Origin of the sequence: Nocardia yamanashiensis, assembly GCF_021183565.1 — a bacterium.
Taxonomy (GTDB): Bacteria; Actinomycetota; Actinomycetes; order Mycobacteriales; family Mycobacteriaceae; genus Nocardia; species Nocardia yamanashiensis.
Genome location: NZ_CP089226.1, coordinates 2,122,753 through 2,145,171 on the forward strand (window position 1 = coordinate 2,122,753; position 22,419 = coordinate 2,145,171).

The 22,419-nt window shown below is 67.1% G+C and carries 23 protein-coding genes and 1 pseudogene; 5 read left to right on the top strand and 19 right to left on the bottom strand.

Annotated features, from left to right (window positions below):
• Positions 1–25 precede the first annotated feature (25 nt).
• From LTV02_RS10260 to LTV02_RS10270, 3 genes are all read left to right on the top strand, one after another.
• A complete protein-coding gene (locus tag LTV02_RS10260; RefSeq protein ID WP_233039773.1) occupies positions 26–874 on the top strand; it encodes a helix-turn-helix domain-containing protein in 849 nt (282 codons plus the stop codon).
• A gap of 86 nt (positions 875–960) precedes the next feature.
• On the top strand, positions 961–1,512 hold the full coding sequence (locus LTV02_RS10265) for a carboxymuconolactone decarboxylase family protein (protein WP_067708640.1): 552 nt from the start codon (positions 961–963) through the stop codon (positions 1,510–1,512).
• 83 nt (positions 1,513–1,595) lie between these two features.
• Positions 1,596–2,414: an alpha/beta fold hydrolase gene (locus LTV02_RS10270; RefSeq protein WP_233039774.1), complete on the top strand. Its 819-nt coding sequence runs from the start codon at positions 1,596–1,598 to the stop codon at positions 2,412–2,414.
• 3 nt (positions 2,415–2,417) lie between these two features.
• Here LTV02_RS10270 and LTV02_RS10275 read toward each other — a convergent pair whose 3' ends face one another.
• The 3 genes from LTV02_RS10275 to LTV02_RS10285 are packed head-to-tail and all read right to left on the bottom strand — an operon-like array spanning position 2,418 to position 3,669.
• Complete coding sequence (locus LTV02_RS10275; protein WP_233039775.1) at positions 2,418–2,861, bottom strand: SRPBCC family protein; 444 nt, start codon at positions 2,859–2,861, stop codon at positions 2,418–2,420.
• A gap of 8 nt (positions 2,862–2,869) precedes the next feature.
• Positions 2,870–3,220, bottom strand: coding sequence for an ArsR/SmtB family transcription factor (locus LTV02_RS10280; RefSeq protein ID WP_067708649.1), 351 nt, complete (start codon positions 3,218–3,220; stop codon positions 2,870–2,872).
• The gene (locus tag LTV02_RS10285) at positions 3,217–3,669 is read right to left on the bottom strand and encodes an SRPBCC family protein (RefSeq protein ID WP_233039776.1); all 453 of its coding nucleotides are present in this window, start codon (positions 3,667–3,669) and stop codon (positions 3,217–3,219) included. Before LTV02_RS10285 ends, LTV02_RS10280 begins: the two co-directional genes overlap by 4 nt.
• A gap of 142 nt (positions 3,670–3,811) precedes the next feature.
• On the opposite strand from LTV02_RS10285, the gene LTV02_RS10290 reads away from it, so the two are divergent.
• On the top strand, positions 3,812–4,777 hold the full coding sequence (locus LTV02_RS10290) for an SMP-30/gluconolactonase/LRE family protein (RefSeq protein WP_233039777.1): 966 nt from the start codon (positions 3,812–3,814) through the stop codon (positions 4,775–4,777).
• Between the two features lie 24 nt (positions 4,778–4,801).
• Here LTV02_RS10290 and LTV02_RS10295 read toward each other — a convergent pair whose 3' ends face one another.
• The gene (locus tag LTV02_RS10295; RefSeq protein ID WP_233039778.1) at positions 4,802–5,125 is read right to left on the bottom strand and encodes a hypothetical protein; all 324 of its coding nucleotides are present in this window, start codon (positions 5,123–5,125) and stop codon (positions 4,802–4,804) included.
• Positions 5,126–5,258: 133 nt separating this feature from the next.
• Here LTV02_RS10295 and LTV02_RS10300 point away from each other — a divergent pair, with 133 nt between their 5' ends.
• Positions 5,259–5,810 (top strand): maltokinase N-terminal cap-like domain-containing protein, encoded by a 552-nt coding sequence (locus LTV02_RS10300; RefSeq protein WP_233039779.1) that lies wholly within the window; start codon positions 5,259–5,261, stop codon positions 5,808–5,810.
• Positions 5,811–5,871: 61 nt separating this feature from the next.
• On the opposite strand, the gene nuoN is transcribed toward LTV02_RS10300, so the two are convergent.
• From nuoN to LTV02_RS10375, 15 genes and pseudogenes are all read right to left on the bottom strand, one after another.
• Positions 5,872–7,509: an NADH-quinone oxidoreductase subunit NuoN gene (gene nuoN, locus LTV02_RS10305; protein WP_233039780.1), complete on the bottom strand. Its 1,638-nt coding sequence runs from the start codon at positions 7,507–7,509 to the stop codon at positions 5,872–5,874.
• A complete protein-coding gene (locus LTV02_RS10310) occupies positions 7,506–9,122 on the bottom strand; it encodes an NADH-quinone oxidoreductase subunit M (RefSeq protein ID WP_233039781.1) in 1,617 nt (538 codons plus the stop codon). The genes nuoN and LTV02_RS10310 overlap by 4 nt, the downstream gene beginning before the upstream one ends.
• Complete coding sequence (gene nuoL / locus LTV02_RS10315; protein WP_233039782.1) at positions 9,119–11,008, bottom strand: NADH-quinone oxidoreductase subunit L; 1,890 nt, start codon at positions 11,006–11,008, stop codon at positions 9,119–9,121. The genes LTV02_RS10310 and nuoL overlap by 4 nt, the downstream gene beginning before the upstream one ends.
• 1 nt (position 11,009) lies before the next feature.
• Positions 11,010–11,309 carry an NADH-quinone oxidoreductase subunit NuoK gene (nuoK, locus tag LTV02_RS10320; RefSeq protein WP_067708670.1) on the bottom strand — a complete coding sequence of 100 codons (300 nt, stop codon included), beginning with the start codon at positions 11,307–11,309 and terminating at the stop codon, positions 11,010–11,012.
• Positions 11,306–12,118 (bottom strand): NADH-quinone oxidoreductase subunit J, encoded by an 813-nt coding sequence (locus LTV02_RS10325; protein WP_233039783.1) that lies wholly within the window; start codon positions 12,116–12,118, stop codon positions 11,306–11,308. The genes nuoK and LTV02_RS10325 overlap by 4 nt, the downstream gene beginning before the upstream one ends.
• Positions 12,115–12,690: an NADH-quinone oxidoreductase subunit NuoI gene (gene nuoI, locus LTV02_RS10330; protein WP_267888391.1), complete on the bottom strand. Its 576-nt coding sequence runs from the start codon at positions 12,688–12,690 to the stop codon at positions 12,115–12,117. The genes LTV02_RS10325 and nuoI overlap by 4 nt, the downstream gene beginning before the upstream one ends.
• Positions 12,673–13,875: pseudogene (gene nuoH / locus LTV02_RS10335) on the bottom strand (NADH-quinone oxidoreductase subunit NuoH); the annotation flags it as partial. The gene nuoI and the pseudogene nuoH, both read right to left, overlap by 18 nt.
• 7 nt (positions 13,876–13,882) lie before the next feature.
• Positions 13,883–16,351 carry an NADH-quinone oxidoreductase subunit G gene (locus LTV02_RS10340; RefSeq protein WP_233039784.1) on the bottom strand — a complete coding sequence of 823 codons (2,469 nt, stop codon included), beginning with the start codon at positions 16,349–16,351 and terminating at the stop codon, positions 13,883–13,885.
• Positions 16,348–17,664 (bottom strand): NADH-quinone oxidoreductase subunit NuoF, encoded by a 1,317-nt coding sequence (gene nuoF, locus LTV02_RS10345; RefSeq protein WP_233039785.1) that lies wholly within the window; start codon positions 17,662–17,664, stop codon positions 16,348–16,350. The genes LTV02_RS10340 and nuoF overlap by 4 nt, the downstream gene beginning before the upstream one ends.
• A complete protein-coding gene (gene nuoE, locus LTV02_RS10350; protein WP_233039786.1) occupies positions 17,661–18,356 on the bottom strand; it encodes an NADH-quinone oxidoreductase subunit NuoE in 696 nt (231 codons plus the stop codon). The genes nuoF and nuoE overlap by 4 nt, the downstream gene beginning before the upstream one ends.
• Positions 18,353–19,702, bottom strand: coding sequence for an NADH dehydrogenase (quinone) subunit D (gene nuoD, locus LTV02_RS10355; RefSeq protein ID WP_233039787.1), 1,350 nt, complete (start codon positions 19,700–19,702; stop codon positions 18,353–18,355). Before nuoD ends, nuoE begins: the two co-directional genes overlap by 4 nt.
• On the bottom strand, positions 19,702–20,412 hold the full coding sequence (locus LTV02_RS10360; RefSeq protein ID WP_233041545.1) for an NADH-quinone oxidoreductase subunit C: 711 nt from the start codon (positions 20,410–20,412) through the stop codon (positions 19,702–19,704). Before LTV02_RS10360 ends, nuoD begins: the two co-directional genes overlap by 1 nt.
• A 74-nt stretch (positions 20,413–20,486) precedes the next feature.
• Positions 20,487–21,041 (bottom strand): NuoB/complex I 20 kDa subunit family protein, encoded by a 555-nt coding sequence (locus LTV02_RS10365; protein WP_067708687.1) that lies wholly within the window; start codon positions 21,039–21,041, stop codon positions 20,487–20,489.
• Positions 21,042–21,113: 72 nt separating this feature from the next.
• The gene (locus LTV02_RS10370) at positions 21,114–21,494 is read right to left on the bottom strand and encodes an NADH-quinone oxidoreductase subunit A (protein ID WP_067708689.1); all 381 of its coding nucleotides are present in this window, start codon (positions 21,492–21,494) and stop codon (positions 21,114–21,116) included.
• Positions 21,495–21,927: 433 nt separating this feature from the next.
• On the bottom strand, positions 21,928–22,347 hold the full coding sequence (locus LTV02_RS10375; RefSeq protein ID WP_233039788.1) for an Rv3143 family two-component system response regulator: 420 nt from the start codon (positions 22,345–22,347) through the stop codon (positions 21,928–21,930).
• Between the last annotated feature and the right edge of the window lie 72 nt (positions 22,348–22,419).

The window sequence follows — 22,419 nt, forward strand, 5'->3', positions numbered from 1 at the left end:
GCGCCGGAGTGCGAAACTGGGCGGTGTGAGTGAGCTCGGCGATTTCCTGAAGGCGAAACGCGCGGCCTTGACGCCCGAACAGGCCGGGCTGCCCGCGGTCGGGAATCCGCGCCGGGTCAAGGGATTACGGCGCGAGGAAGTCGCCCTGCTGGCGGCGGTCAGCGTCGACCACTACACGCGGCTCGAACAAGGCCGGGTCGCGGCCGCCTCGGAGAATCTGCTGGCCGGTATCGCCCGCGCGCTACGGCTCAGCGACGAGGAACACGAGTATCTGCGGATGCTGGTCGGGGCGCGGCCGCCGCGCCGTAAGTCCGCGGAACCCCGGGTCGGTGGGCCATTGCGGGATCTCCTGGATGTGCTGCCGACGCCCGCGCTGGTGCTGGGTCCACGCACCGACATCATCGGCTGGAACGCCTCCGCGACTGCTTTGTTCCTCGACTTCGTCGAAATACCGGTGCAGCAAAGGGCTTTGGTGCGGATGGTGTTCCTCGAGCCGCGTATGCGCGGATTGTTCCTGGACTGGGAGCAGGTCGCGGCCGAGGCGGTGGACCGTTTGCGGATGGCGGCGGCGCGCACGCCGGGTGATCCGCGGCTCGCGCAGTTGGTGGGCGAGCTGTCGGTGCACGACGCCGACTTCCGGCGCTGGTGGGCCGGGCACGGGGTGCGGGCCATGGCCGGTGGGCGCAAGCGGTTGCGGCATCCGGTGGTGGGGGAGTTGGAGCTGGATTGGCAAGTGCTCCAAGTGCTGTCCGCCAGTGAACAGACGTTGGTTACCTATACGGCGGCGGCCGGGTCGCCCAGTGCACAAGCCCTGCGGATTCTCGATTCCTGGTCGGCTCCGGCGCACCCCGGCGCGGTTGACGCAGATCACTGACCTCGATCCGGAAAACCTCTACTACGGCCCGTCGTGGGCGTCCTACTATCTGGAACAGGAAGATTCGACGAGCAAGGGGGCCCGCGATGCGAGCGATCACTCGAACCTGGCACTACCTCAAGGCATTCCGGCGTGCGCGCAAGAATCGATCCGATCTGATGGGGTGGCTCATCCGGCGGCCGGCATTGCTGCTGAGCACCATGTTCTACGAGTCGGCGCTGCTGCTGAGCAATCGCCTGGATCCGAATCTGAAGGAGCTGGCCGAACTCAAGGCGGCCGCCCTGGTGAACTGCCAGTTCTGTCTCGATATCGGCTCCACGCTCGCGCATTACAGCGGTCTCACCGAAGCACAGGTGGCGGAGCTGCCCAAGTATCAGACCAGTGACGCCTACTCGGAATTGGAGAAGCTGGTGCTGGCCTTCGCCGAGGCGATGACGGTGACTCCTTCCTCCCTGGATCTGGAAGACGTACGCGCGCAACTGCTGACCCGGTTGTCGAAGGCGCAGGTCGCCGAACTGGCCGCCGCTGTCGCGTGGGAGAACCAGCGGGCCCGGATCAATCAGGCGCTCGGGGTGCGGCCGACCGGCATGGCGGAGGGCATGGCCTGCGCGCTGCCCGAGCCCGGAAAAGCGGTGTGAACCGGTTCGATTCGCGGCGATGACTTTCCAGCGGTCGTACCGTCGACAGTGGTGTCCGTACCGTACGCCCGCTGGGAGCAACCATGACCTCGTCCTCGCCCGTCACCTCCGGAACCCTGGCCGTCCCCGACGGCCGCCTCTACTACGAAGTCCGCGGCAGCGGTCCGCTCATCGCGCTGGTCGGCGCGCCCATGGAGGCGGAACCGTTCGCGGCCGTGGCCGACGCGCTGGCAACCGATCACACCGTGCTGACCATGGATCCGCGTGGGCACGGCCGCAGCGAACTCGATGATCCGAACCAGGATTCCACCCCGGAGCTGCGCGCCGACGATCTGGCTCGGCTGATCACCCACCTCGGTGCCGGACCGGCCGCCGTATTCGGTTCCAGCGGTGGCGCGGTCACGGGCCTGGCCCTGGTCCTGACCCACCCGGAGGTGGTGCACACGCTCATCGCCCATGAGCCGCCGGTGCGCGAATACCTCGACGATCGAGCCGAATTGCGCGCCGTCACCGCGGATATTCTCGCCACCTACGGCACCGACGGTCCCGTCCCCGCCATGCGGAAGTTCTTCGCCCTCACCGGAATTTCGGTGCCCGACTTCATGATCGAGCAGATGTTTGGCGGTGAACGCGATCCACGCGTGGTGGCGGGTGAGCGTTTCTGGTTCGAGCACGAATTCAACGGAACCGTCGAGTTCCGCCCCGATTTCGAAGCCCTGCGCGCGGCGCCCGCCCGCATCATCATCGGTATCGGCGATGCCTCGGCCGGGCAATTCTGTGACCGCACCTCGCGGGCGCTGGCGGCGGGACTCGGCATCGAGCCGGAGCTCTTTCCAGGCGGGCACGGTGGCTTCACCGAGGACGCCGAGTCCTTCGCCAAGCGCGTGCGCGAGGTGCTGTGACCCTCAGTTCCAGTTGTCGATCTTGACGTCGTAGGGGTCGGGCGCGCCCTTCCCGGTCTCCACCGAGGACTTCAGGCTCACCAGGTACACGGCCCATTTGGTGCTGCAGTGGTGCATGAACTCGACCGGTTCCTTCCAGCCCTCGTGCTTGAAGAGCACGCTGGTCCAGTCGTCGGTGCGGTCGAGGGCGAAGTCCACGGTGGTGCCGAGCCATTCCGCGGGGCCGTCCACCACCTCCCACCGCACCCGCTTGCCGGGGTCGAGCTCGAGCACCTTCATATCGACGCTGCCGGGCCCGAAACGGAACTCGATGATGCCGCCGAGGTCGTCGCTCTTACCGCGGGTGTCGCTGGCCCACCAGCCGGACAGGCCTTCGACGGTGGTCAAGGCCGAATAGACCTCGGCGGCCGGCGCCTTGATCGCGACCTTGTGCAGGATGTCTACCATTTCGACTCTCACTTTCCGGATTGCTGATCTTTTTGGCGCTGAATCGCTTCCGCGATCCGCTTGATGCGCCGCAGCCTGGCATCCCAGGACTCTCCTACCGCGGACAATTGCGCGACCGCGCGAGCGAGTTGCGCTTCGTCCACCCGATATCGCCGTTCGCGTCCGGTGGCCGTGGCGTGCACCAGGCCGACCCGGTCGAGGACGGTGAGATGTTTCGCGATGGCCTGCCGGGTCACCGGCAGCTGCTCGCTGAGACTGGTAGCCGTGCCGTCGCCGGTCACCAGGAGCAGGTCGAGCATCCGCCGACGGGTCGGGTCGCCGACCGCGGACCACAGGTCGTCGTCGACGGGCGTGTTCACTTCGCCGACGCCAGCCGTGTGGTGTACTCGCCTAGCTGAGGCACGAACTTGTCCCAGCCGGTCGAGTGATCGAGGTACACCTCTTCCAACTTCGCCGCCTCCCAGCCCATTTCGCGGAAGCCGGTTTCGGTGAGCTTGACCAGCGTCCCGGTGCCGGAGGGGATGAGCTCGAAGGTGACCAGCAGCGAGTCGGCCACCTCGTCGGCCACGTTGTCCGGGTAGCACCACCGGAAGGCGAACAGCCGCGGCGGGTCCGCGGCCACCACCCGCATGACGGCCACATGCTCGCGATCGCCCCAGGCGAGTTCGCCGACCGCCCCTTCCTCGGGCTTGAAGTCGGCTTCGTCGCTCCACCATTCGGATACGTGCTCGGGACTGCTGACCACCTCGTAGACCACTTCGGGCGAGGCCTCGATATGAATCTCACGCTCGATGCTGCCGAACTCCATGCCGTCCTCCTCGTGCAACCTTTTGTTGCATATAAAGCTAGCCCGCCGATCACTGATCCGCAACCCTTGGTTGCATATCGTCCTGATCCAAGATCGGACTTGTGGCTGGACGCTTGATAGGTTGGCGTTCGTGCGAGGTGTCATGAGGGGGAGCCGGCGGCTCCGTACGAGCTGGCTGGTAGCCGCCATCGCCGCGGGAATCGTTGTAGGGCAACCGAATGCGCAGGCCTCGCCTTTCGCGCCGGACTGCTCGGCGGGCTGGGATGTCAGCACCGTGATGAGCGGGCGCGGCGAACTGGAGAACCTGGATTCCGATGGGCGAGGCGGGTTCTACGTCACCACGATCCTGGCCGGGGAACTGCTGCACGTCGCCGCCGACGGCACGGTCGAAACCCTGGCGGCGGGGTTCGACCATCCGGCCGGCGTTCGCTTCGACGGCCGCTACGTCTACTTCGTCACCGGTGACGACTTCAGCGCCGCGCCGGGACAGCTGTACCGCTACGACACCACGTCGGGCGAACTGGTCTCCTTGCTGTCAGGCTTGAGCATGGCCAACGGCCTGCTCCTGCTGCCCGACGGCGATCTGCTCATCGCGAACAGCTCGTTCGCCGGTGAGCCGCAAGGCATTTCGCGGTACCGCCCGTCGACCGGCGAATACACCAAGGCGTGGTCGTCGGTGCAGTCCCCGAACGGTCTCGCACTGTCGGAAGACGGCACCGCGATCTATGTGAGCTCCCTGATCATGCAGATCCAGCGCGTGCCATTGGACAACCCCCGCGCCGCGACCTTCGTGACCGGCGTACCGAAGCTGCTCGCCCTCCCCGACGACATGCAGGCCACCCGATCCGGCCTGCTGTTCTTCGGCGATCACGGCGTGGGCGCGGTCTACCGCACGAACACCGCCACCGGCGAAACCTGTTCGATCATCGAGGGTTTGATCAAACCCTCCACCGTGCGCATCCCACCCGACGGCGTCAGCTCGGTCCGAATCGCCCGCGACGGCGACGGCTGGTCCCTCTACGTCACCGCCATGGACGGCGTCCTGCGCCGCCTCCGCCCACCACCGGGCATCGACCTCACCCCGGTCGCAGATCGTCCTGGTAGCTGATCCGGACCGAAGCGCGGTGCGGAGTTATTCGAGCGGGGGGATCAACCAGCGGGCGTAGGTGTTTTCGGGGGAGACGGTGATCAGGTCGGCGACTTTGACTACGTCGGCGGGGATCTGGCCGTCGAAATGGTCGAGGCTGGGGGTGATTACGGCGTCCGCTTCCATGCGGGTGATGGCGGTTCTTACTCGGGTCAGAAGCCGGTCGGTGTCGGGGCCGAGAACGAGGGTCTTGCAGAGGTCGTAGCCGAGTCGGCCGGCGAGGTGACGAATTTGCGCCTCGTCCCATTGCTGTTGCGCGCCCGACACATCGTGCCGGAGGAAACCTATGGCCGCAGGTTGGGGCCGCATGACTCCTCCTCGGGAAGCCGTGATGCTGCTGATTCAACGCTAGGCCCTGGTTGCGAGGCGCGGAAGGATAATGCGGAATGCTATCGACCAGCCCGCAGCGTGTCGGAATGGTGCTGCGATTAGGGTCGACGGCATGGCTGAGGTGCATCGAACGACATTGGTTCCCACCAAGATCGAACTGCTCGCGCAGTGGTTGCCGAAGCAGGAGTGGTATCGCGGCGATGACACGCCGAAGTTGGTGAGAGCGGGCGGATTTCGCATCGACGATCCGGCCGGCGAGGTCGGCATCGAGTGCTATGTGGCGGTCGATGAGAACGCGGGCGTGGCCTATCACGTGCCGATGACCTACCGCGGCGCGCCGCTGGCGGATGCTGAGACGGCATTGATCGGCACCACCGAACACGGCGTGTTGGGCACCCGGTGGGTCTACGACGCGACCGGTGATCCGGTATTCGCGGCGCAGGCGGCGGAACTGCTGGCCGGGCGAGTGCGGGCGCAGGCGCAGAGCGAGAGCGATGCGGTGGATTCGAGCGTGCACGTGTCGGTGGACGATTCCGGCGCCGCCCGTGTGGTCCGGGTGCTCGTCGAAACCACCGAGGAACCCGAGGACGGCGGATTCGTGTCCGCGCCGTGGACCAACGGTCAGGGCGAGACCGTGCGCGGTGTACTGCTGACCGCGGACTGAACCGCGAAACGTGAAGGGCCGGGCTGATTCAGCCCGGCCCTTCACGATCGGTGTGCGCCGCTCAGCGGGTGAGCGCCGCCGCCTGCTCGGCCAGATCCAGCAGCGGCTGCGGGAAGATGCCGAGCACCAGGGTCGCCGCCGCGGTGAGCGCGATGACCGTGGTGGTGAGCGTCGGGAAGACGACCGCCGGCCCGGGCTCGGGGGCGTCGGTGAAGAACATCAGCACGATCACGCGGACGTAGAAGAACGCCGCGATCGCGCTGGTGACCACGCCGACGATGACCAGCGGGGTGGCCCCGCCCGACGAAGCCGCCTGGAACACCGCGAATTTGGCGATGAACCCGCTGGTGAGCGGAATGCCCGCGAACGAGAGCAGGAACAGCGACAGGATGATGGCGAGCCAGGGGGAGCGCCGGCCCATCCCGGCCCAGGCGGTGAGCGAGGTGGCCTCGTCACCGTTCTCGTCGCGCACCAGACTGACGATGGCGAACGCCCCGAGCGTGCCCAGACCGTAGACGGCGAGATAGAACAGCACCGAGGAGATGCCCGCCGTATTGGCCGCGACCAGTGCGGTGAGAATGAAGCCCGCGTGCGCCACCGCCGAATACGCGAGCATGCGCTTCATATCGGTCTGGGTGACGGCCAGGATCGCACCGACCACCATGGTCGCGATGGCGACGGCCGCCAGGATCGGCCGCCAATCGTCCCGCAGATCCGGCACCGCGACGTAGAGCACGCGCAACATGGCGCCGACAGCCGCGATCTTGGTGGCGGCGGCCATGAACGCGGTCACGGCCGTGGGCGCACCCTGGTACACGTCCGGCACCCAGGACTGGAACGGCACCGCACCGATCTTGAACAGCAGCCCGACCGCCAGCAGGGCGATGCCCAATACCGCCAGCGTGTGCGAGTTTCCGCTGTCCCGGGTCACCGCGTCCGCGATCCCCGACAGGCGCACCGTGCCCGCGTACCCGTACAGCAACGCCATCCCGTAGAGGAAGAACGCCGACGAGAACGCCCCCAGCAGGAAGTACTTGAGCGCCGCTTCCTGCGAGAGCAGCCGGCGCCGCCGCGCCAGCCCGCACAGCAGATACAGCGGCAGCGACAGCACTTCCAGCGCCACGAACATGGTCAGCAGATCATTGGAGGCCGGGAAGAGCATGAGCCCGCCGACCGCGAACAGCGTGAGCGGGAAGACCTCGGTGGTGGCGATTCCGGCTCGGGTGGCGGCGATTTCGTCCGAGCTGCCCGGCGTGGCGGCCGCCTGCGGGGTGAACGCGTCCACCCCGCGCGACGCCGTCAGACTCCAGGTGCCGGGGCCCTCGCGCCGGATCGGCATCCGGTCGGCGCGCCGTTCGGCCATGAACAGCAGCCCCAGCATGGCCACCACCAGAATGGTGCCCTGCAAGAACAGGGTCACCCCGTCGATGGCCACCGCGCCCACGACCGCCGTCTCCGACGTACCGCGCAAGCCGATGACCGCGCCCAGCGCCACACCGAGACCGCCCAGTCCGAGCGCCAGCTGGATGTAATACCGAGACACCTTGGGCGCGAACGCTTCCACCAGCACCCCGGCCACCGCCACGCCGAACACGATCAGCATCGGCGACAGATCCCGGTATTCGATGGACGGCGCCGGCACCACCGCCGCGAGCGGGGTATCCGCTCCGGCGGCGAACAACAGTGAGCCCGCACTCATTTGTGTGCACCTCCGGTCTGGGTCTGCGCGGCTTCGGGCTGCACCGCCGGTTTCGGATCGTGCTGCCCGATGGTGGTGAGCGTGTTCGCCACGGCCGGATCGATGCGGTCCAGCACCGGCTTCGGGTAGAAGCCGAGCACCAGCAGCGCGATCAGCAGCGGCGCCACCACGACCATTTCGCGCGGCAGCAGATCGTAGAGCCGCTCGTTGCCCTTCTTCACCGGGCCGGTCATCATGCGCTGGTACATCCACAGGATGTAGAGCGCGGCCAGCACCAGCGCCGTGGACGCCAGGATCGCCGCCACCGGGTAGCGGGTGAAAGTGCCGATGAGGACCAGGAATTCGCTGATGAACGGCGCGAGTCCCGGCAGCGACAGGGTGGCCAGGCCGGCGATGAAGAAGGTGCCCGCCAGGATCGGCGCGACCTTCTGAACGCCGCCGTATTCGGCGATGAGCCGGGTGCCGCGCCGCGAGACCAGGAATCCGGCGATCAGGAACAGTGCCGCCGTGGAGATTCCGTGATTGACCATGTACAGCGTCGCCCCGGAGCCGCCCTGGGTGGTGAGCGCGAAGATGCCCAGGATGATGAACCCGAAGTGCGAGATCGAGGTGTAGGCGATCAAGCGCATGACATCGGTCTGCCCGATGGCCAGCAGCGCCCCGTAGATGATCCCGATGACCGCCAGCACGCTGATGAACGGCGCGTAAGTCGAAGTGGCGGTGGGGAACAGCAGCAGGCAGTAGCGCAGCATGCCGAAGGTCCCGACCTTGTCGACGACGGCCATCATGAGCACCGCGCTGGCCGGTGTCGCGGCCACGGCGGCGTCCGGCAGCCAGGTGTGCAGCGGCCACAGCGGCGCCTTCACCGCGAACGCGAACATGAAGCCGAGGAACAGCGCGTTCAGCACCGCGGGCCCGGCGCCGAGCTGTCCGGAATTGGCGGCTTCCATGACCACCCGGAAATCGAAGGTGCCCTTACCGTCCACGCCCAGCTGCTCGCGCGCGGTCAGCACGTACAGCCCGATGACGGCGGCCAGCATGATGAGCCCGCCGAACAGGTTGTACAGCAGGAACTTCACGGCCGCCCGGGACCGCTGCGCGCGCACCGCCAGATCGCTGGTGCGCGGGCCGAAGCCGCCGATGAGGAAGTACATCGGGATGAGCATGACCTCGAAGAACACGTAGAAGAGCAGAATGTCCAAGGCGGTGAAGGAGATCAGCACCATGGACTCGACCACCAGCGTGAGGGCCATGTAGTAGTGCGTGACGCGGGGCCCGGTGCCCACCGCGCGCTCGTCCTGCCAGCCGGCGAGGATGAGCAGTGGGACGAGTCCGGCGGTGAGCAGCACGAGCACCAGGGCGATGCCGTCCAATCCGAGCGTGTAGCCCGCCCCGAACGCCGGAATCCATTGGTGCGATTCGACGAACTGGTAGTGCTCGCCACCCGGCTTGAAATCGATGGCGAGCCAGATCCCCACACCCAGCGTGCCCAGCGACACGATCAGCGCGAAGGCCCGGGCCGCGGTCCGCCAGGCGGCGGGGAAGAACAGCACCAGCAGCGCCCCCACCATGGGCGCCGCCCACAATGTTGTCAGCCAAGGAAAGTCGTTCAAAACAACCTCACCGCCAGCAGGGCGGCAGCCACCAGGGCCGCGCCGGTGAACATGGACAGGGCGTAGGAGCGCACGAATCCGGTTTGCACACGCCGGATCCGGGCGGACAGTCCGCCGATGACCGCGGCCGTCGTATTGACCAGGCCGTCGATGCCCCGGTTGTCGACGAAGACCAGCGAGCGGGTCAGATGCTGACCGGTGCGCATGAACGCCGCCTCGTTGACCGCGTCGCCGTAGAGATCACGGCGGGCGGCCTCGATGAGACCCGATGCGGCCGGGGCGGTTTCGGGAATCTCCTGTCCGGCAAACTGGTCATAGGCGACCCACACGCCCGCGGCGACGACCGCGAGGGCGAAGAAGGTGATGGCCCAGACCGGAATGACCGGTTCGCCGTGATGGCTGCCGACGACCGGCTCCAGCCAGTTCGCCAGCGAGGAACCCCACGCGAACACCGCGCCGGAGGCGACGGAACCGATGGCCAGCAGGATCATCGGACCGGTCATGGACACCGGGGCCTCGTGCGGATGCGTGCCATCCTTCCACCGCTTCTCACCGAAGAAGGTGAGCAGCATGACCCGGGTCATGTAGAAGGCGGTGATGCCCGCGCCGACCAGCGCCGCGATACCGGTGACGATGCCGCCCCAGCCGCCGTGCGCGAACGCCGCCTCGATGATCCGGTCCTTGGACCAGAACCCGGCGAACGGCGGAACGCCCAGGATGGCAAGGTATCCGAGCCCGAAGGTGACGTAGGTGATGGGCAGCAGTTTGCGCAGCCCGCCGTAGCGCCGCATATCGGTCTCGTCGTCCATGGCGTGCATGACCGAGCCCGCGCCGAGGAACAGCCCGGCCTTGAAGAAGCCGTGCGTGAGCAGGTGCATGATGGCCGCCGCGTATCCGACCGGGCCGAGACCCGCGGCGAGGACCATGTAGCCGATCTGGCTCATGGTGGATGCCGCGAGGGCCTTCTTGATGTCGTCCTTGGCGCAGCCGATCACCGCACCGAAGATCAAAGTCACCGCGCCGACGGCCATCACGCCCGCCTGCGCGCCCGGCGCCAGATCGAAGATCGGGTTGGACCGGGCGATCAGGTACACGCCGGCGGTGACCATGGTGGCCGCGTGGATGAGCGCCGACACCGGGGTCGGGCCCTCCATGGCGTCCCCGAGCCAGGACTGCAGCGGCACCTGCGCGGACTTGCCGCACGCGCCGAGCAGCAACAGCAGCCCGATCGCGGTGAGCGTGCCTTCGCTCGCCTGGCCCGCGGCCCCGAACACCGTCTGGAAGTCGATGGTCCCGAAGGTCGCGAACATGACCATCAGCGCGATGGCCAGGCCCATGTCGCCGACACGGTTGACGATGAACGCCTTCTTGGCGGCCGTTGCGGCGGAAGGCTTCTCGTACCAGAACCCGATCAGCAGATAGGACGCCAGGCCGACGCCTTCCCAGCCCAGGTACAGCACCAGGTAGTTGTCGGCGAGGACCAGCACCAGCATGGCCGCCAGGAACAGGTTGAGGTAGGCGAAGAATCGCCGCCGTCCCGGATCGTGCGACATGTACCCGATCGAATAGATGTGGATCAGCGATCCCACACCGGTGATCAGGAGCGCGAAGCACATCGACAACTGGTCGAGTTGCAGCGCGAAGTCCACCTTCAACCCGGTGACCGGCACCCATTCGAACATCGAATAGTGCACGGCCCGTTTCGCGTCCGACCGTCCCAGCATTTCGGTGAACGCCCACACCGCGACCCCGAAGGAGCCCAGCGCCAGCGCGGTCCCGACCCAATGTCCCCACTTGTCGGTGTATTTGCCGACCAGCAACAGGAATACGGCTCCGCCGAGCGGCAGAGCGGGCAGCAGCCACAGCATCATCTGTGCGGTATCCATGTCAGTACCGCAGCAGATTCGCGTCGTCGACCGAGGTCGAGCGGCGGGCCCGGAAGATGGTCATGATGATGGCCAGGCCGACCACGACCTCGGCCGCCGCGACCACCATGGTGAAGAACGCGAACACCTGCCCGTCCAGATTGGCGTGCAGCCGGGCGAAGGTGACGAAGGCGAGGTTCACCGCATTGAGCATGAGCTCGATGCACATGAACACGACGATGGCATTGCGCCGCACCAGTACTCCGGCCGCGCCGATGGTGAAGAGCAGAGCCGAGAGATACAGGTAGTAATCGGGATTCACCGCAAGCCTTCCTCGTGGGAGTCGTTGCCGTTGTCGCTCACATTGCGCGCCGCCGCTTCGGTATGCGCGCGTTCGCGCCGATGCCGCAGAATCGTGCTGACCGACAGCTCCTCGAAGGAACCGTCCGGCAGCCGGGCCGGCGCGTCGACGGCATTGTGGCGGGCGTACACGCCGGGCGTCGGCAGCGGTGTGACCCGCTTGCCTTCGCGGAAGCGCTGTTTGGACAGTTCCCGCTGATCCTGGCGGGGGCCGAAGCGTTCGCGGTGCGCGAGCACCATGGCCCCGATGGTCGCCGTGATGAGCAGCGCGCCGGTCAGCTCGAACGCCCACACGTAGCGCACGAAGATGAGTTCGGCCAGGGCCCCCACCGTGTCGTTGCCGCCCAGTCCGGGACCGGTCAGCGCCACGCTCTTGTCAGACATTCCGCGCGCCACCGCGGCGATGACGAGCAGCCCGAAGCCGATGCCCACCACCAGCACCGCGATCCGCTGGCCGCGAATGGTTTCCTTCAGCGATTCCGCCGAATCGACGCCGACCAGCATGAGCACGAACAGGAACAGCATCATGACCGCGCCGGTGTAGACGACGATCTGCACCACGCCCAGGAACAGCGCGTCCTGGGCGATGTAGAACACCGAGAGCGTGATCATGGTGGCGGCCAGGCAGAGTGCGGAGTGCACGGCCTTGCGCGCGCACACCATGCCCAGCACGCCCGCCACCGCGACGACCGCGAGGGTCCAGAACAGCACGGCCTCACCGGTGGAGGTGCGGGTGATCAGTTCCGGTTCGGCAGCCAGCAGGGAGATCATTTCGCCGCCCCTTCCGCCTCGGCCAATTCGCTGGGCGCGCCGGGCACTTCACCCCGGTAGTAGGAGCCCTCGTCCGCACCCGGGTACATGGCGTGCGGCGGGGCCAGCATGCCGTTGCGCAGCGGTGCGAGCAGATCGTCCTTCTCGAAGATGAGGTCGGCGCGATTGTCGTCGGCCAGCTCGTATTCGTTGGTCATGGTCAGCGCCCGGGTCGGGCACGCCTCGATGCACAGGCCGCAGCCGATGCAGCGCAGGTAGTTGATCTGGTAGACGCGGCCGTACCGCTCACCGGGCGAGAAGCGTTCGTCCTCGGTGTTGTCCGCGCCCTCGACATAGATGGCGTCCGCCGGGCAGGCCCAGGCGCACAGTTCGCAGCCGATGCACTTCTCCAGGCCGTCCGGATGCCGGTTGAGCTGATGCCGGCCGTGATAGCGCGGCGCGGTCGGCGTCTTGACCTCGGGGTACATCTCGGTGTTCGGCTTCTTGAACATGGTGCCGCCGGTGACCAGGAAGCCGCCGAGCGGTTCCAGCAGACCGGGTTTCGGCTTCTCCGCGGGCGGTTCCTTCGGCATGGGCGGCACCGGGAACGCCGAGTAGGCGCTGGTGGCCTCCTCGTCCGGGGCCGCCTTGGTGCGATCGTCGCCCGCGTGCCCGGCCTTGAGCACGAGCCCGATCAGCAAGCCCGCCACCAGGATTCCGCCGATGATCATGCCCGGCGTCTGGACCTCGATGCCCTCGTTCTGCAGCGCCCGCAGCGTGGCCACGAACATCACCCAGGCCAGCGAGACCGGGATGAGCAGCTTCCAGCCCAGGTTCATGAACTGGTCGTAGCGCAGGCGGGGGAGCGTGCCGCGCAGCCAGATGAACACGAACAGGAACGTCCACACCTTGGCGGTGAACCACAGCATGGGCCACCAGCCGGAGTTCGCGCCCGCCCACAGGCTGATCGGGAACGGCGCGTGCCAGCCGCCGAAGAACAGCGTGGTGGCCAGCGCGGAAACCGTTGCCATATTGATGTATTCGGCCATCATGAACATGGCGAACTTGAGCGAGGAGTACTCGGTGTGAAAGCCGCCGACCAGCTCGCCCTCGGCCTCGGGGAGGTCGAAGGGCGCACGGTTGGTCTCGCCGACCATGGACACCGCGTAGATCAGGAACGACGGCAGCAGCAGGAAGACGTACCAGGTGCCGTACTGCGCCTCCACGATGCCGGAGGTGGCCATGGTGCCCGAGAGCAGGAACACCGCCGCGAAGCACAGCGCCATGGCGATCTCGTAGGAGATGACCTGCGCGGTGGAGCGCAGCCCGCCCAGCAGCGGGTAGGTGGACCCGGAAGCCCAGCCCGCCAGCACGATTCCGTACACGCCCACCGAGGCCATGGCCAGGATGTAGAGCACGCCGACCGGCATATCGGTCAGCTGCAACGGGGTGCGATGCCCGAACATGCTCACCTCGGGCCCGAACGGGATGACGGCGAACGCCATCACGGCCGGGATGAGCGAGATGATCGGGGCCAGAATGAAGATCGGCTTGTCCACGATGGCCGGGATGATGTCCTCTTTGAGGAGCATCTTCACGCCGTCGGCGATGGACTGCAGGCTGCCGCGCGGGCCGACCCGGTTGGGGCCGACGCGCATCTGCATGAACGCCACGATCTTTCGTTCCGCGTACACCGCCAGCATCGGGGTGAGCAGCAGGAACACGAAGATCCCGATGGACTTCACCAGCACCAGCCACCACGGGTCGTGGCCGAACATACTCAAGTCACTCACGGTGATCCTCCCGTCGGATACGCACGATGTGGCCGGGTGTGGTGCCGAGCTGCACCAGCACGTCCGAGCCGGCGGAATTCATGGGCAGCCACACCACGCGGTTCGGCATCTCGGTGATGACCAGCGGCAGCGTGATGTGCCCGTGGTCGTTGCCGACCGTCACGGGATCGCCCGTGGTGGCGCCGATCTCGGCGGCGGTGTGCGCGGACAGCCGCACCACCGGGGTGCGGGCCGTGCCGGCGAGATTGGGTTCGCCGTCCTGCAATTTGCCGCGGTCGATGAGCATGCGCCAGCCCGCGAGCACCGCGCTGCCCGGGTGCGGTTCGGCCGGCGGCTGCGGCCGGATGCCCGGCGTCGCGGCGGCGGGGCCGTCCCATACGCCCAGGTCGGCGAGTTCGGCGCGGGCGTGGGCGGCGTCGGGCAGACCCAGCCGCACACCCATTTCCTGGGCGATGGCATCGAGCACGCGGTATTCGGCGAGCGGTGCGGCTTCGCGGCGGACCGTGGAATCGCGCAGCGCGGCGTCGAATTGGCGGTGGCGGCCTTCCCAGGTCAGGAAGGTGCCGGTCTTCTCCATGGCCGAGGCGACGGGGAAGACCACGTCGGCGCGGTCGCTGATATCGCTGCGCCGCAATTCCAGGGACACCACGAAACTGGCCGCGTCGATGGCCCGCAGCGCCGCGTGCGGGTCGGGCATATCGCCGACCTCCACGCCGCCGATGACCAGCGCGCCCAGGGTCGGCGCGGCGGCGAGGATGGCAGAGGTGTCCTTGCCGATGGCCGCGGGCAGTTCGCCGCAGCCCCAGGCTTCCCGGAGCTGGTGCCGTGCAACGGGATCCGCGACCGGACGGCCGCCCGGCAGCAGCACCGGCAGCGCACCGGCTTCCAGCGCACCGCGTTCACCGGCCCGCCGCGGAATCCAGGCCAGCTGCGCGCCGGTCTCGTCCGCCAGGCGCGCGGCGGCCGAGAGCCCGCCCGGAATCCCGCCCAGGCGTTCACCGGCGATGATCAGCGCGCCGGGTTCCCGCAGCAGGGCGCCGATTTCGTGCAGGCGGGCGTATTCGGCCGCGATGCCCTCGGTCGATCCGGTGCGAATGGCATCCAGCAGATGCGGTTCCACCCCGGGCGCGGTGGCGATCAAGGTCCCGGACATGCGCTGCAAACCGCGAGTCACGTAAGGGGCCATGGAGAAGATGGCCGCACCGTTCTTCCGCGCCGACTTGCGCAGCCGCAGATAGACGATGGGCGATTCCTCTTCGGCCTCGAACCCGACCAGCAGCACCATCGGCGCGCGTTCCAGTGCCGCGTAGTCGACGGTGATGCCCTGGCCCGCGATCCGCGCCGCCAGGAAGTCGGCCTCCTCGGCCGAATGCGCGCGCGAGCGGAAGTCGATGTCGTTGGTGTCCAAGGCGACTCGCGCGAACTTCGAGTACGCGTAGGCGTCCTCCAAGGTCACCCGGCCGCCCACCAGTACGCCGGCATTGCCGTGCGCCGCGGCCAGTCCGCGCGCGGCGGCGGTCAGCGCCTCCGACCACGAGGCCGGTTGCAGTGAACCGTCCCAGCTGCGCACCAGCGGAGTGGTGAGCCGGTCGCGTTCGGTGGCGTACTGGAACGCGAATCGTCCCTTGTCGCAGTTCCATTCCTCGTTGACCTGCGGGTCGTCACCGGCCAGCCGCCGCATGACCTTGCCGCGCCGATGGTCGGTGCGCTGCGCGCAGCCCGAGGCGCAGTGCTCGCACACGGCCGGGCTGGACACCAGGTCGAACGGCCGCGCCCGGAACCGGTAGGTGCTGCCGGTGAGCGCGCCCACCGGGCAGATCTGCACGGTATTGCCGGAGAAGTACGAGTCCAGGGGCTCCCCGGCGGCGATGCCGACCTGTTGCAGCGCACCGCGATCCATCAATTCGATGAACGGGTCACCGGCGACCTGCTGCGAGAACCGGGTGCAGCGCGCGCACAGCACGCAGCGTTCCCGATCCAGCAGAATCGCCGAGGACAGCGGAATCGGTTTGGGGTAGGTGCGCTTCTCGCCGTCGAAGCGCGATTCGGCCCGTCCGCTGGACATGGCCTGGTTCTGCAACGGGCATTCGCCGCCCTTGTCGCACACCGGGCAATCCAAGGGGTGGTTGATGAGCAGCAGCTCCATCACGCCCTCTTGGGCCTTCTCGGCGGCGGGCGAGGTGAGCTGGGTGTGCACCACCATGCCGTCGGCGACGGTCATGGTGCAGGAGGCCACCGGCTTGCGCTGGCCTTCCACCTCGACCAGGCACTGGCGGCAGGCGCCCACCGGATCCAGCAGCGGATGATCGCAGAAGCGCGGGATCTGGATGCCGATGAGTTCGGCGGCCCGGATGAGCAGGGTGCCGGGCGGGACGGAGACCACGGTCCCGTCGATGGTGACGCTCACCAGCTCGGCGGGCGCGAGGTCCCCGCCGGTGCCGGCGCTGACTGTGCTGGTCATCGCACTCCTTCGGCGGCCCACGCGGTCGACCGGGCCGGATCGAACGGGCAGCGGCCGAGGCGGATGTGCTCGGCGTACTCGTCGCGGAAGTACTTCAGGGAGGAGAAGATCGGGCTGGCCGCGCCGTCGCCGAGCGCGCAGAACGATTTGCCGTTGATGTTGTCGGCGATGTCCAGGAGCTTGTCCAGGTCGGTCTCGTGGCCGGTGCCGTTCTCCAGTCGTTGCAGCAACTGCACCAGCCAATACGTGCCTTCGCGGCACGGCGTGCATTTACCGCAGGATTCGTGGGCGTAGAACTCGGTCCAGCGCAGTACGGCCCGCACCACGCAGGTGGTTTCGTCGAAGAGCTGCAGCGCCTTGGTGCCCAGCATGGATCCGGCCGCCGCCACGCCCTCGTAATCCAGGGGGACGTCGAGATGCTCGGCGGTGAACAGCGGCGTGGAGGATCCGCCCGGCGTCCAGAACTTCAGGGTGTGCCCCTTGCGGATGCCGCCGGCATGAGACAGCAACTCGCGCAGCGTGATTCCGAGCGGCGCTTCGTACTGCCCGGGTCGCGTCACGTGACCGGAGAGCGAGTAGATGGTGGTGCCCGGCGACTTCTCGGTGCCGAAGCCCCGGAACCAGTCCACGCCATTGGCGATGATGGACGGTACGGAGGCAATGGATTCCACATTGTTCACCACGGTCGGGCAGGCGTAGAGCCCGGCGACGGCGGGGAACGGCGGACGCAGCCGGGGCTGGCCGCGGCGGCCTTCCAGGGAATCGAGCAGTGCGGTTTCCTCCCCGCAGATATACGCGCCGGCTCCGGCGTGTACGACCACTTCCAGGTCGTAGCCGGAGCCGAGGATATTGCGACCCAGATAGCCCGCGTCGTAGGCCTCGCGGACCGCTGTCTGCAGCCGGCGCAGCACCGAGACGACCTCGCCGCGCAGGTAGATGAACGCGTGCGAGGCCCGGATGGCGTACGCCGCGATGATCACGCCTTCCACGAGGGTGTGCGGCGAGGCCAGCATGAACGGAATGTCCTTGCAGGTCCCGGGTTCCGACTCGTCGGCATTGACCACCAGGTAGTGCGGTTTGGTGATGCCGTCGGGTCCGGGGCCCTGCGGGATGAAGCCCCACTTCATGCCGGTCGGGAAGCCCGCGCCGCCGCGACCGCGCAGCCCGGAGTCCTTGACGGTCGCGATGACCTCGTCCGGTTGCATGCGCAGCGCCTTGGGCAGGGCGCGGTAGCCGTCCTGGCGGCGATAGTTCTCCAGCGTCCACGATTCCGGATCCGCCCAGTGGCGGGTGAGTACCGGCGTCAGGGTCACTTCGCGCCTCCGTCGGTCGAATCGTCTTGCACCGCATGCAAACCGGCGAGGGTTGCCGCGCCCGGATCGCCGGCGTTGGCATTCGGCCGGTCGTCGGTGTATCCGGCGAGTATCCGGGCGGTCTCACGGAAGGTGCACAGCGGTGCGCCGCTGCGGGTTCCGGTGATCTGCTCGCCCCGGCGCAGCCCGTCCACCAGCGCCCGCGCCTTGTCCGGGGTCTGGTTGTCGAAGAACTCCCAGTTGACCATCATCACGGGGGCGTAGTCGCAGGCGGCGTTGCACTCGATGTGCTCGAGGGTGACCGCGCCGTCGGCGGTGGTCTCCCCGTGCTTGATGCCCAAGTGCTGCTTCAGTTCCGCGAAGATCTGGTCGCCGCCCATGACCGCGCACAGCGTGTTGGTGCACACGCCGACGTGGAAGTCACCGGTCGGGGTGCGCCGGTACATGGAGTAGAAGGTGGCGACCGCGGTCACCTCGGCATCGGTCAAACCCAGCTGCTCGGCACAGAATTCGATGCCGGTGCCGGAGACGTAGCCCTCCACCGATTGCACCAGGTGCAAAAGCGGCAGCAGTGCCGAACGCGAATGCGGATACCGGCCGATGATCTCCTTCGCCTCCAACTGGAGACGATCGTGCACCTGCTGCGGATAGGGGATGGGGCGCACGGTCAGGTTGAGCAGGATCTCGGTCATCGGTCCACACCGCCCATCACCGGGTCGATCGAGGCGACCGCGGCGATCACGTCGGCGACCATGCCGCCCTCGCACATCGCCGCCACCGCTTGCAGATTCGTGAACGAGGGGTCGCGGTAGTGGACCCGGTACGGGCGGGTGCCGCCGTCACTGACGATATGCACGCCCAGCTCGCCACGCGGGGATTCCACGGCCGTGTACACCTGGCCGGGCGGCACCCGCAGTCCCTCGGTCACCAGCTTGAAGTGGTGGATGAGCGACTCCATGGACTTGCCCATGATGTTGGAGATGTGCTTGGGGGAGTTGCCCAGCCCGTCCGGACCCAGCTCCAGATCGGCCGGCCACGCGATCTTCTTGTCCTCCACCATGATCGGACCGGGGCGCAGCTTGTCCAGGCACTGCTCGACGATCTTGAGCGATTCCTTCATCTCGTTGACGCGAATCAGGTAGCGCCCGTAGCAGTCACAGCCGGTGTCGACCTGCACATCGAATTCGTAGTTCTCGTAACCGCAGTACGGCTGGGCCTTGCGCAGATCGTGGGGGAGACCCGTCGAACGCAGCACCGGGCCGGTGATGCCCAGCGCCATACACCCGGTCAGATCCAGATACCCGACATTGCGGGTGCGAGCCTTCCAGATCGGGTTCTCGTTGAGCAGCAATTCCATGTCGCGCAGGCGCTTCGGCATGAGCTCGAGGAGTTCACGCACCTTCTGCACGCCGTCCTCGGGCAGATCCTGCGAGACGCCGCCCGGCCGGATGTAGGCGTGGTTCATGCGCAGGCCGGTGATGTTCTCGAACACGTCCAGGATGAGTTCGCGCTCGCGGAAACCGAACAGCATCGGGGTCAGCGCGCCCAGCTCCATACCGCCGGTCGCCAGGGCCACCAGGTGCGAGGAGATGCGGTTGAGCTCCATGAGCATGACGCGAATGACGCTGGCGCGCTCCGGAATATCGTCGGTGATGCCCAGCAGCTTCTCCACGCCCAGGCAGTACGCCGTCTCGTTGAAGAACGGCGACAGATAGTCCATGCGGGTGACGAAGGTGACGCCCTGCACCCAGCTGCGGTATTCGAGATTCTTCTCGATGCCGGTGTGCAGGTAGCCGATGCCGCAGCGGGCCTCGGTGACGGTCTCGCCCTCGATCTCCAGAATCAGGCGCAGCACCCCGTGCGTGGAGGGGTGCTGGGGGCCCATGTTCACGACGATGCGTTCCTCGGCCGCGCCGTCCAGGGCGGCGGAGATCTCGTCCCAGTCGTTGCCGACGGCGGTGAATTCCCGTTCGGGAGTGGGAGAGACGGGTGTATCCGGCGTACCTGTCTCGGTACGCCGGGTGTCGATGTCGTTCATCAGTGGTATGCCCTCCGCTCGTCGGGCGGCGGGATGCGCGCGCCCTTGTACTCGACCGGGATCCCGCCGAGCGGGTAGTCCTTGCGCTGGGGGTGTCCGCGCCAGTCGTCCGGCATCGCGATCCGGGTCAGCGACGGATGACCGTCGAAGAGGATGCCGAAGAAGTCGTAGGTCTCCCGCTCGTGCCAGTCCGTCGTGGGGTAGACGGCATAGAGCGAGGGGAGATGCGGATCCGCGTCGGGCACCGAGACTTCCAGGCGCACCCGGCGGTTGTGGGTGATCGAATTCAGGTGGTAGACGGCGTGCAGTTCCCGGCCCTTGTCGTCCGGGTAGTGCGCGCCGCTGACGCCCAGGCACAGCTCGAAGCGCAGCGGCTCCTTGTCGCGCAGGGTCTGGGCCACCAGCGGCAGGTGTTCGCGCCGCACGTGCAGGGTGAGTTCGTCCCGGAAGACCACGATCTTCTCGATGGCCTCGGTGAACACGCTGCCCAGCGCGACCCGCAGATTGGCGACCAGGTCGTCGAAATAGCCGCCGTAGGGCGGCTCGGAGCCGCCGGGCAGGCTGACCGTGCGCACCAGGCGGCCGTAGCCGGAGGTGTCGCCAGTGCCGGTGACGCCGAACATGCCGTGCTGGACGCCGATCACTTCCCCGGTGGCCGGTTCCGAGGCGGAATCCGGTGTGCCGGAGGCAGTTTCGGCGGGCGGTTCGATCGGCTGATTCGATTCGCCGTGTGCTTTCACGGCTTCCTCCGGGGGACTCTCCGTACCTGCGGCTGAATCGAATGTCATCGCAACAGCCCCTTCAATTGAATGGTGGGCGTGCTGGCGAGTGCGGCGCGTTCGGCTTCGCGGATCGCTTCCTCGCGATCGACGCCGAGCGGCATTTCCTGAATCTTCTCGTGCAGCTTCAGGATCGCGTTCAACAGCATCTCCGGGCGCGGCGGGCAGCCGGGCAGGTAGATGTCGACCGGCACGACGTGGTCCACGCCCTGCACGATCGCGTAGTTGTTGAACATGCCGCCGCTGGATGCGCAGACACCCATGGCCAGTACCCATTTGGGTTCGGTCATCTGGTCGTACACCTGGCGCAGGACGGGAGCCATCTTCTGGCTGACCCGGCCCGCGACGATCATGAGATCGGCCTGGCGGGGCGAGGCGCGGAACGCCTCCATGCCGAAGCGGGCGATATCGAATCGCCCGCCGCCGGTGGCCATCATCTCGATCGCGCAGCACGCCAGACCGAATGTGGCGGGCCACAGCGAACTTTTACGCAGGTAGCCGGCCATTCCTTCCACTGTGCTCAGCAGGAATCCGCTGGGCAGTTTCTCCTCGAGACCCATGTCGAACTACTTCTCCATCGGATCGACCCCGCCAAGCGCGGGGTTGGTTTTCGGAATCCCCCTGTGCGGCAATCAATCCCAGCTGAGCCCGCCCCGCTTCCACTCGTAGGCGTAGGCCACCGAGACGTTGAAGATGAACAGGGCCATGGCGGCCAGGCCGAACAGGCCCAGCGAGTCGAAGTGCACGGCCCACGGGTAGAGGAAGACGATCTCGATATCGAAGATGATGAAAAGCATGGCGGTCAGGTAGTACTTGACCGGAAAGCGTTGTCCGGCAGGACTTCCGGGTCCGCCGCCGATGGCGTGCGGAGTGGGCTCGATACCGCACTCGTACGGTTCGAGCTTGGCCCGGTTGTAGCGTTTCGGGCCGATCAGCGACGCCAGGAACACGGAGAAGACCGCGAAGGCGGCGGCGACCGCGCCCAGGACAAGCGTGGGTGTTTCGATGTTCACAACAGCACTACCCCTCCTGCGAGCTGGACGACGCGAAATACGGACGCAGCTGTCGGCGCGCGGGGGCGGATGGACTGATGCGCCTCCCGTGCGCGGTGTGAGCTAGGGCACAGACTACAACTCACGCGACAAGATACATGACGATTCACCACTGCGTTTGATCGAATTCAGAACAGTCTTTTATGACCGAATAGACGCAATCGCCACCGTCACGTGACAGAAACAACTCTCGTAACTCTCAGGGGTTCCACCCCTGAAACCCCAGGTCATCCGGGCCCACTTCGCCCACTTGGGCTTCACCTCCGAAACCTGGTCACGCGGGTTCGGATCGCCCGAGTGGGGTTCACCTCCGAAACCTGGTCACGGGGGGTCGGATCGCCCGATTGGGGTTTCAGGGGTGAGACCCCTGAAAATCTCTTGTTCAACGCCCGCCTCAGGCGGCGGAACGGCTCCGGAGCACGCCGAGGACCGCTTCGGTCAGGCGGATCGGGTCGATGGGGTGGGAGACCGCGGCATCGGCGCGCGACCAGTTCGCCAGCCAGGCGTCGTCCGGGCGACCGGTGATGACGACGATGGGCGGGCAGTCGGCGATTTCGTCCTTGAGTTGCTTCGCCAGGCCGAGGCCGCCGGTGGGTGCGGATTCGCCGTCGAGGATCAGCAGATCGGGCGCATCGGTGTCCATGTGCTCGATGACCACCGGACCGGTGGCGACCTCGAGGTACTCGAGGGGCGGTAGATCGGCATGCGGCCGTCTACCCAGCGCCAGCATGATCTGGCTGCGGGAATCGGCGTCGTTGCTGTAGACCAGCACCCGCACCGAGGAGGAACGCTTCGCTTCGGCCACGCCCCGCATGGTACGTCCTGACTATGGGTGCAGGTGGCAGCTTCGCGTGAACCCGTGTGCGCGTCGCGTTTTCGCCGGACG

What these genes read in the sequence shown, in the direction of transcription:
- LTV02_RS10265 (WP_067708640.1), top strand. Translation starts at nt 961, where the DNA reads ATGCGAGCGATCACTCGAACCTGGCACTACCTCAAGGCATTCCGGCGT.
- LTV02_RS10270 (WP_233039774.1), top strand. Translation starts at nt 1,596, where the DNA reads ATGACCTCGTCCTCGCCCGTCACCTCCGGAACCCTGGCCGTCCCCGAC.
- LTV02_RS10275 (WP_233039775.1), bottom strand. Translation starts at nt 2,861, where the DNA reads ATGGTAGACATCCTGCACAAGGTCGCGATCAAGGCGCCGGCCGCCGAG.
- LTV02_RS10285 (WP_233039776.1), bottom strand. Translation starts at nt 3,669, where the DNA reads ATGGAGTTCGGCAGCATCGAGCGTGAGATTCATATCGAGGCCTCGCCC.
- LTV02_RS10290 (WP_233039777.1), top strand. Translation starts at nt 3,812, where the DNA reads ATGAGGGGGAGCCGGCGGCTCCGTACGAGCTGGCTGGTAGCCGCCATC.
- LTV02_RS10295 (WP_233039778.1), bottom strand. Translation starts at nt 5,125, where the DNA reads ATGCGGCCCCAACCTGCGGCCATAGGTTTCCTCCGGCACGATGTGTCG.
- LTV02_RS10300 (WP_233039779.1), top strand. Translation starts at nt 5,259, where the DNA reads ATGGCTGAGGTGCATCGAACGACATTGGTTCCCACCAAGATCGAACTG.
- nuoN (WP_233039780.1), bottom strand. Translation starts at nt 7,509, where the DNA reads ATGAGTGCGGGCTCACTGTTGTTCGCCGCCGGAGCGGATACCCCGCTC.
- nuoL (WP_233039782.1), bottom strand. Translation starts at nt 11,008, where the DNA reads ATGGATACCGCACAGATGATGCTGTGGCTGCTGCCCGCTCTGCCGCTC.
- LTV02_RS10325 (WP_233039783.1), bottom strand. Translation starts at nt 12,118, where the DNA reads ATGATCTCCCTGCTGGCTGCCGAACCGGAACTGATCACCCGCACCTCC.
- nuoI (WP_267888391.1), bottom strand. Translation starts at nt 12,690, where the DNA reads ATGCCGAAGGAACCGCCCGCGGAGAAGCCGAAACCCGGTCTGCTGGAA.
- LTV02_RS10340 (WP_233039784.1), bottom strand. Translation starts at nt 16,351, where the DNA reads ATGACCAGCACAGTCAGCGCCGGCACCGGCGGGGACCTCGCGCCCGCC.
- nuoE (WP_233039786.1), bottom strand. Translation starts at nt 18,356, where the DNA reads ATGACCGAGATCCTGCTCAACCTGACCGTGCGCCCCATCCCCTATCCG.
- nuoD (WP_233039787.1), bottom strand. Translation starts at nt 19,702, where the DNA reads ATGAACGACATCGACACCCGGCGTACCGAGACAGGTACGCCGGATACA.
- LTV02_RS10365 (WP_067708687.1), bottom strand. Translation starts at nt 21,041, where the DNA reads ATGGGTCTCGAGGAGAAACTGCCCAGCGGATTCCTGCTGAGCACAGTG.
- LTV02_RS10375 (WP_233039788.1), bottom strand. Translation starts at nt 22,347, where the DNA reads ATGCGGGGCGTGGCCGAAGCGAAGCGTTCCTCCTCGGTGCGGGTGCTG.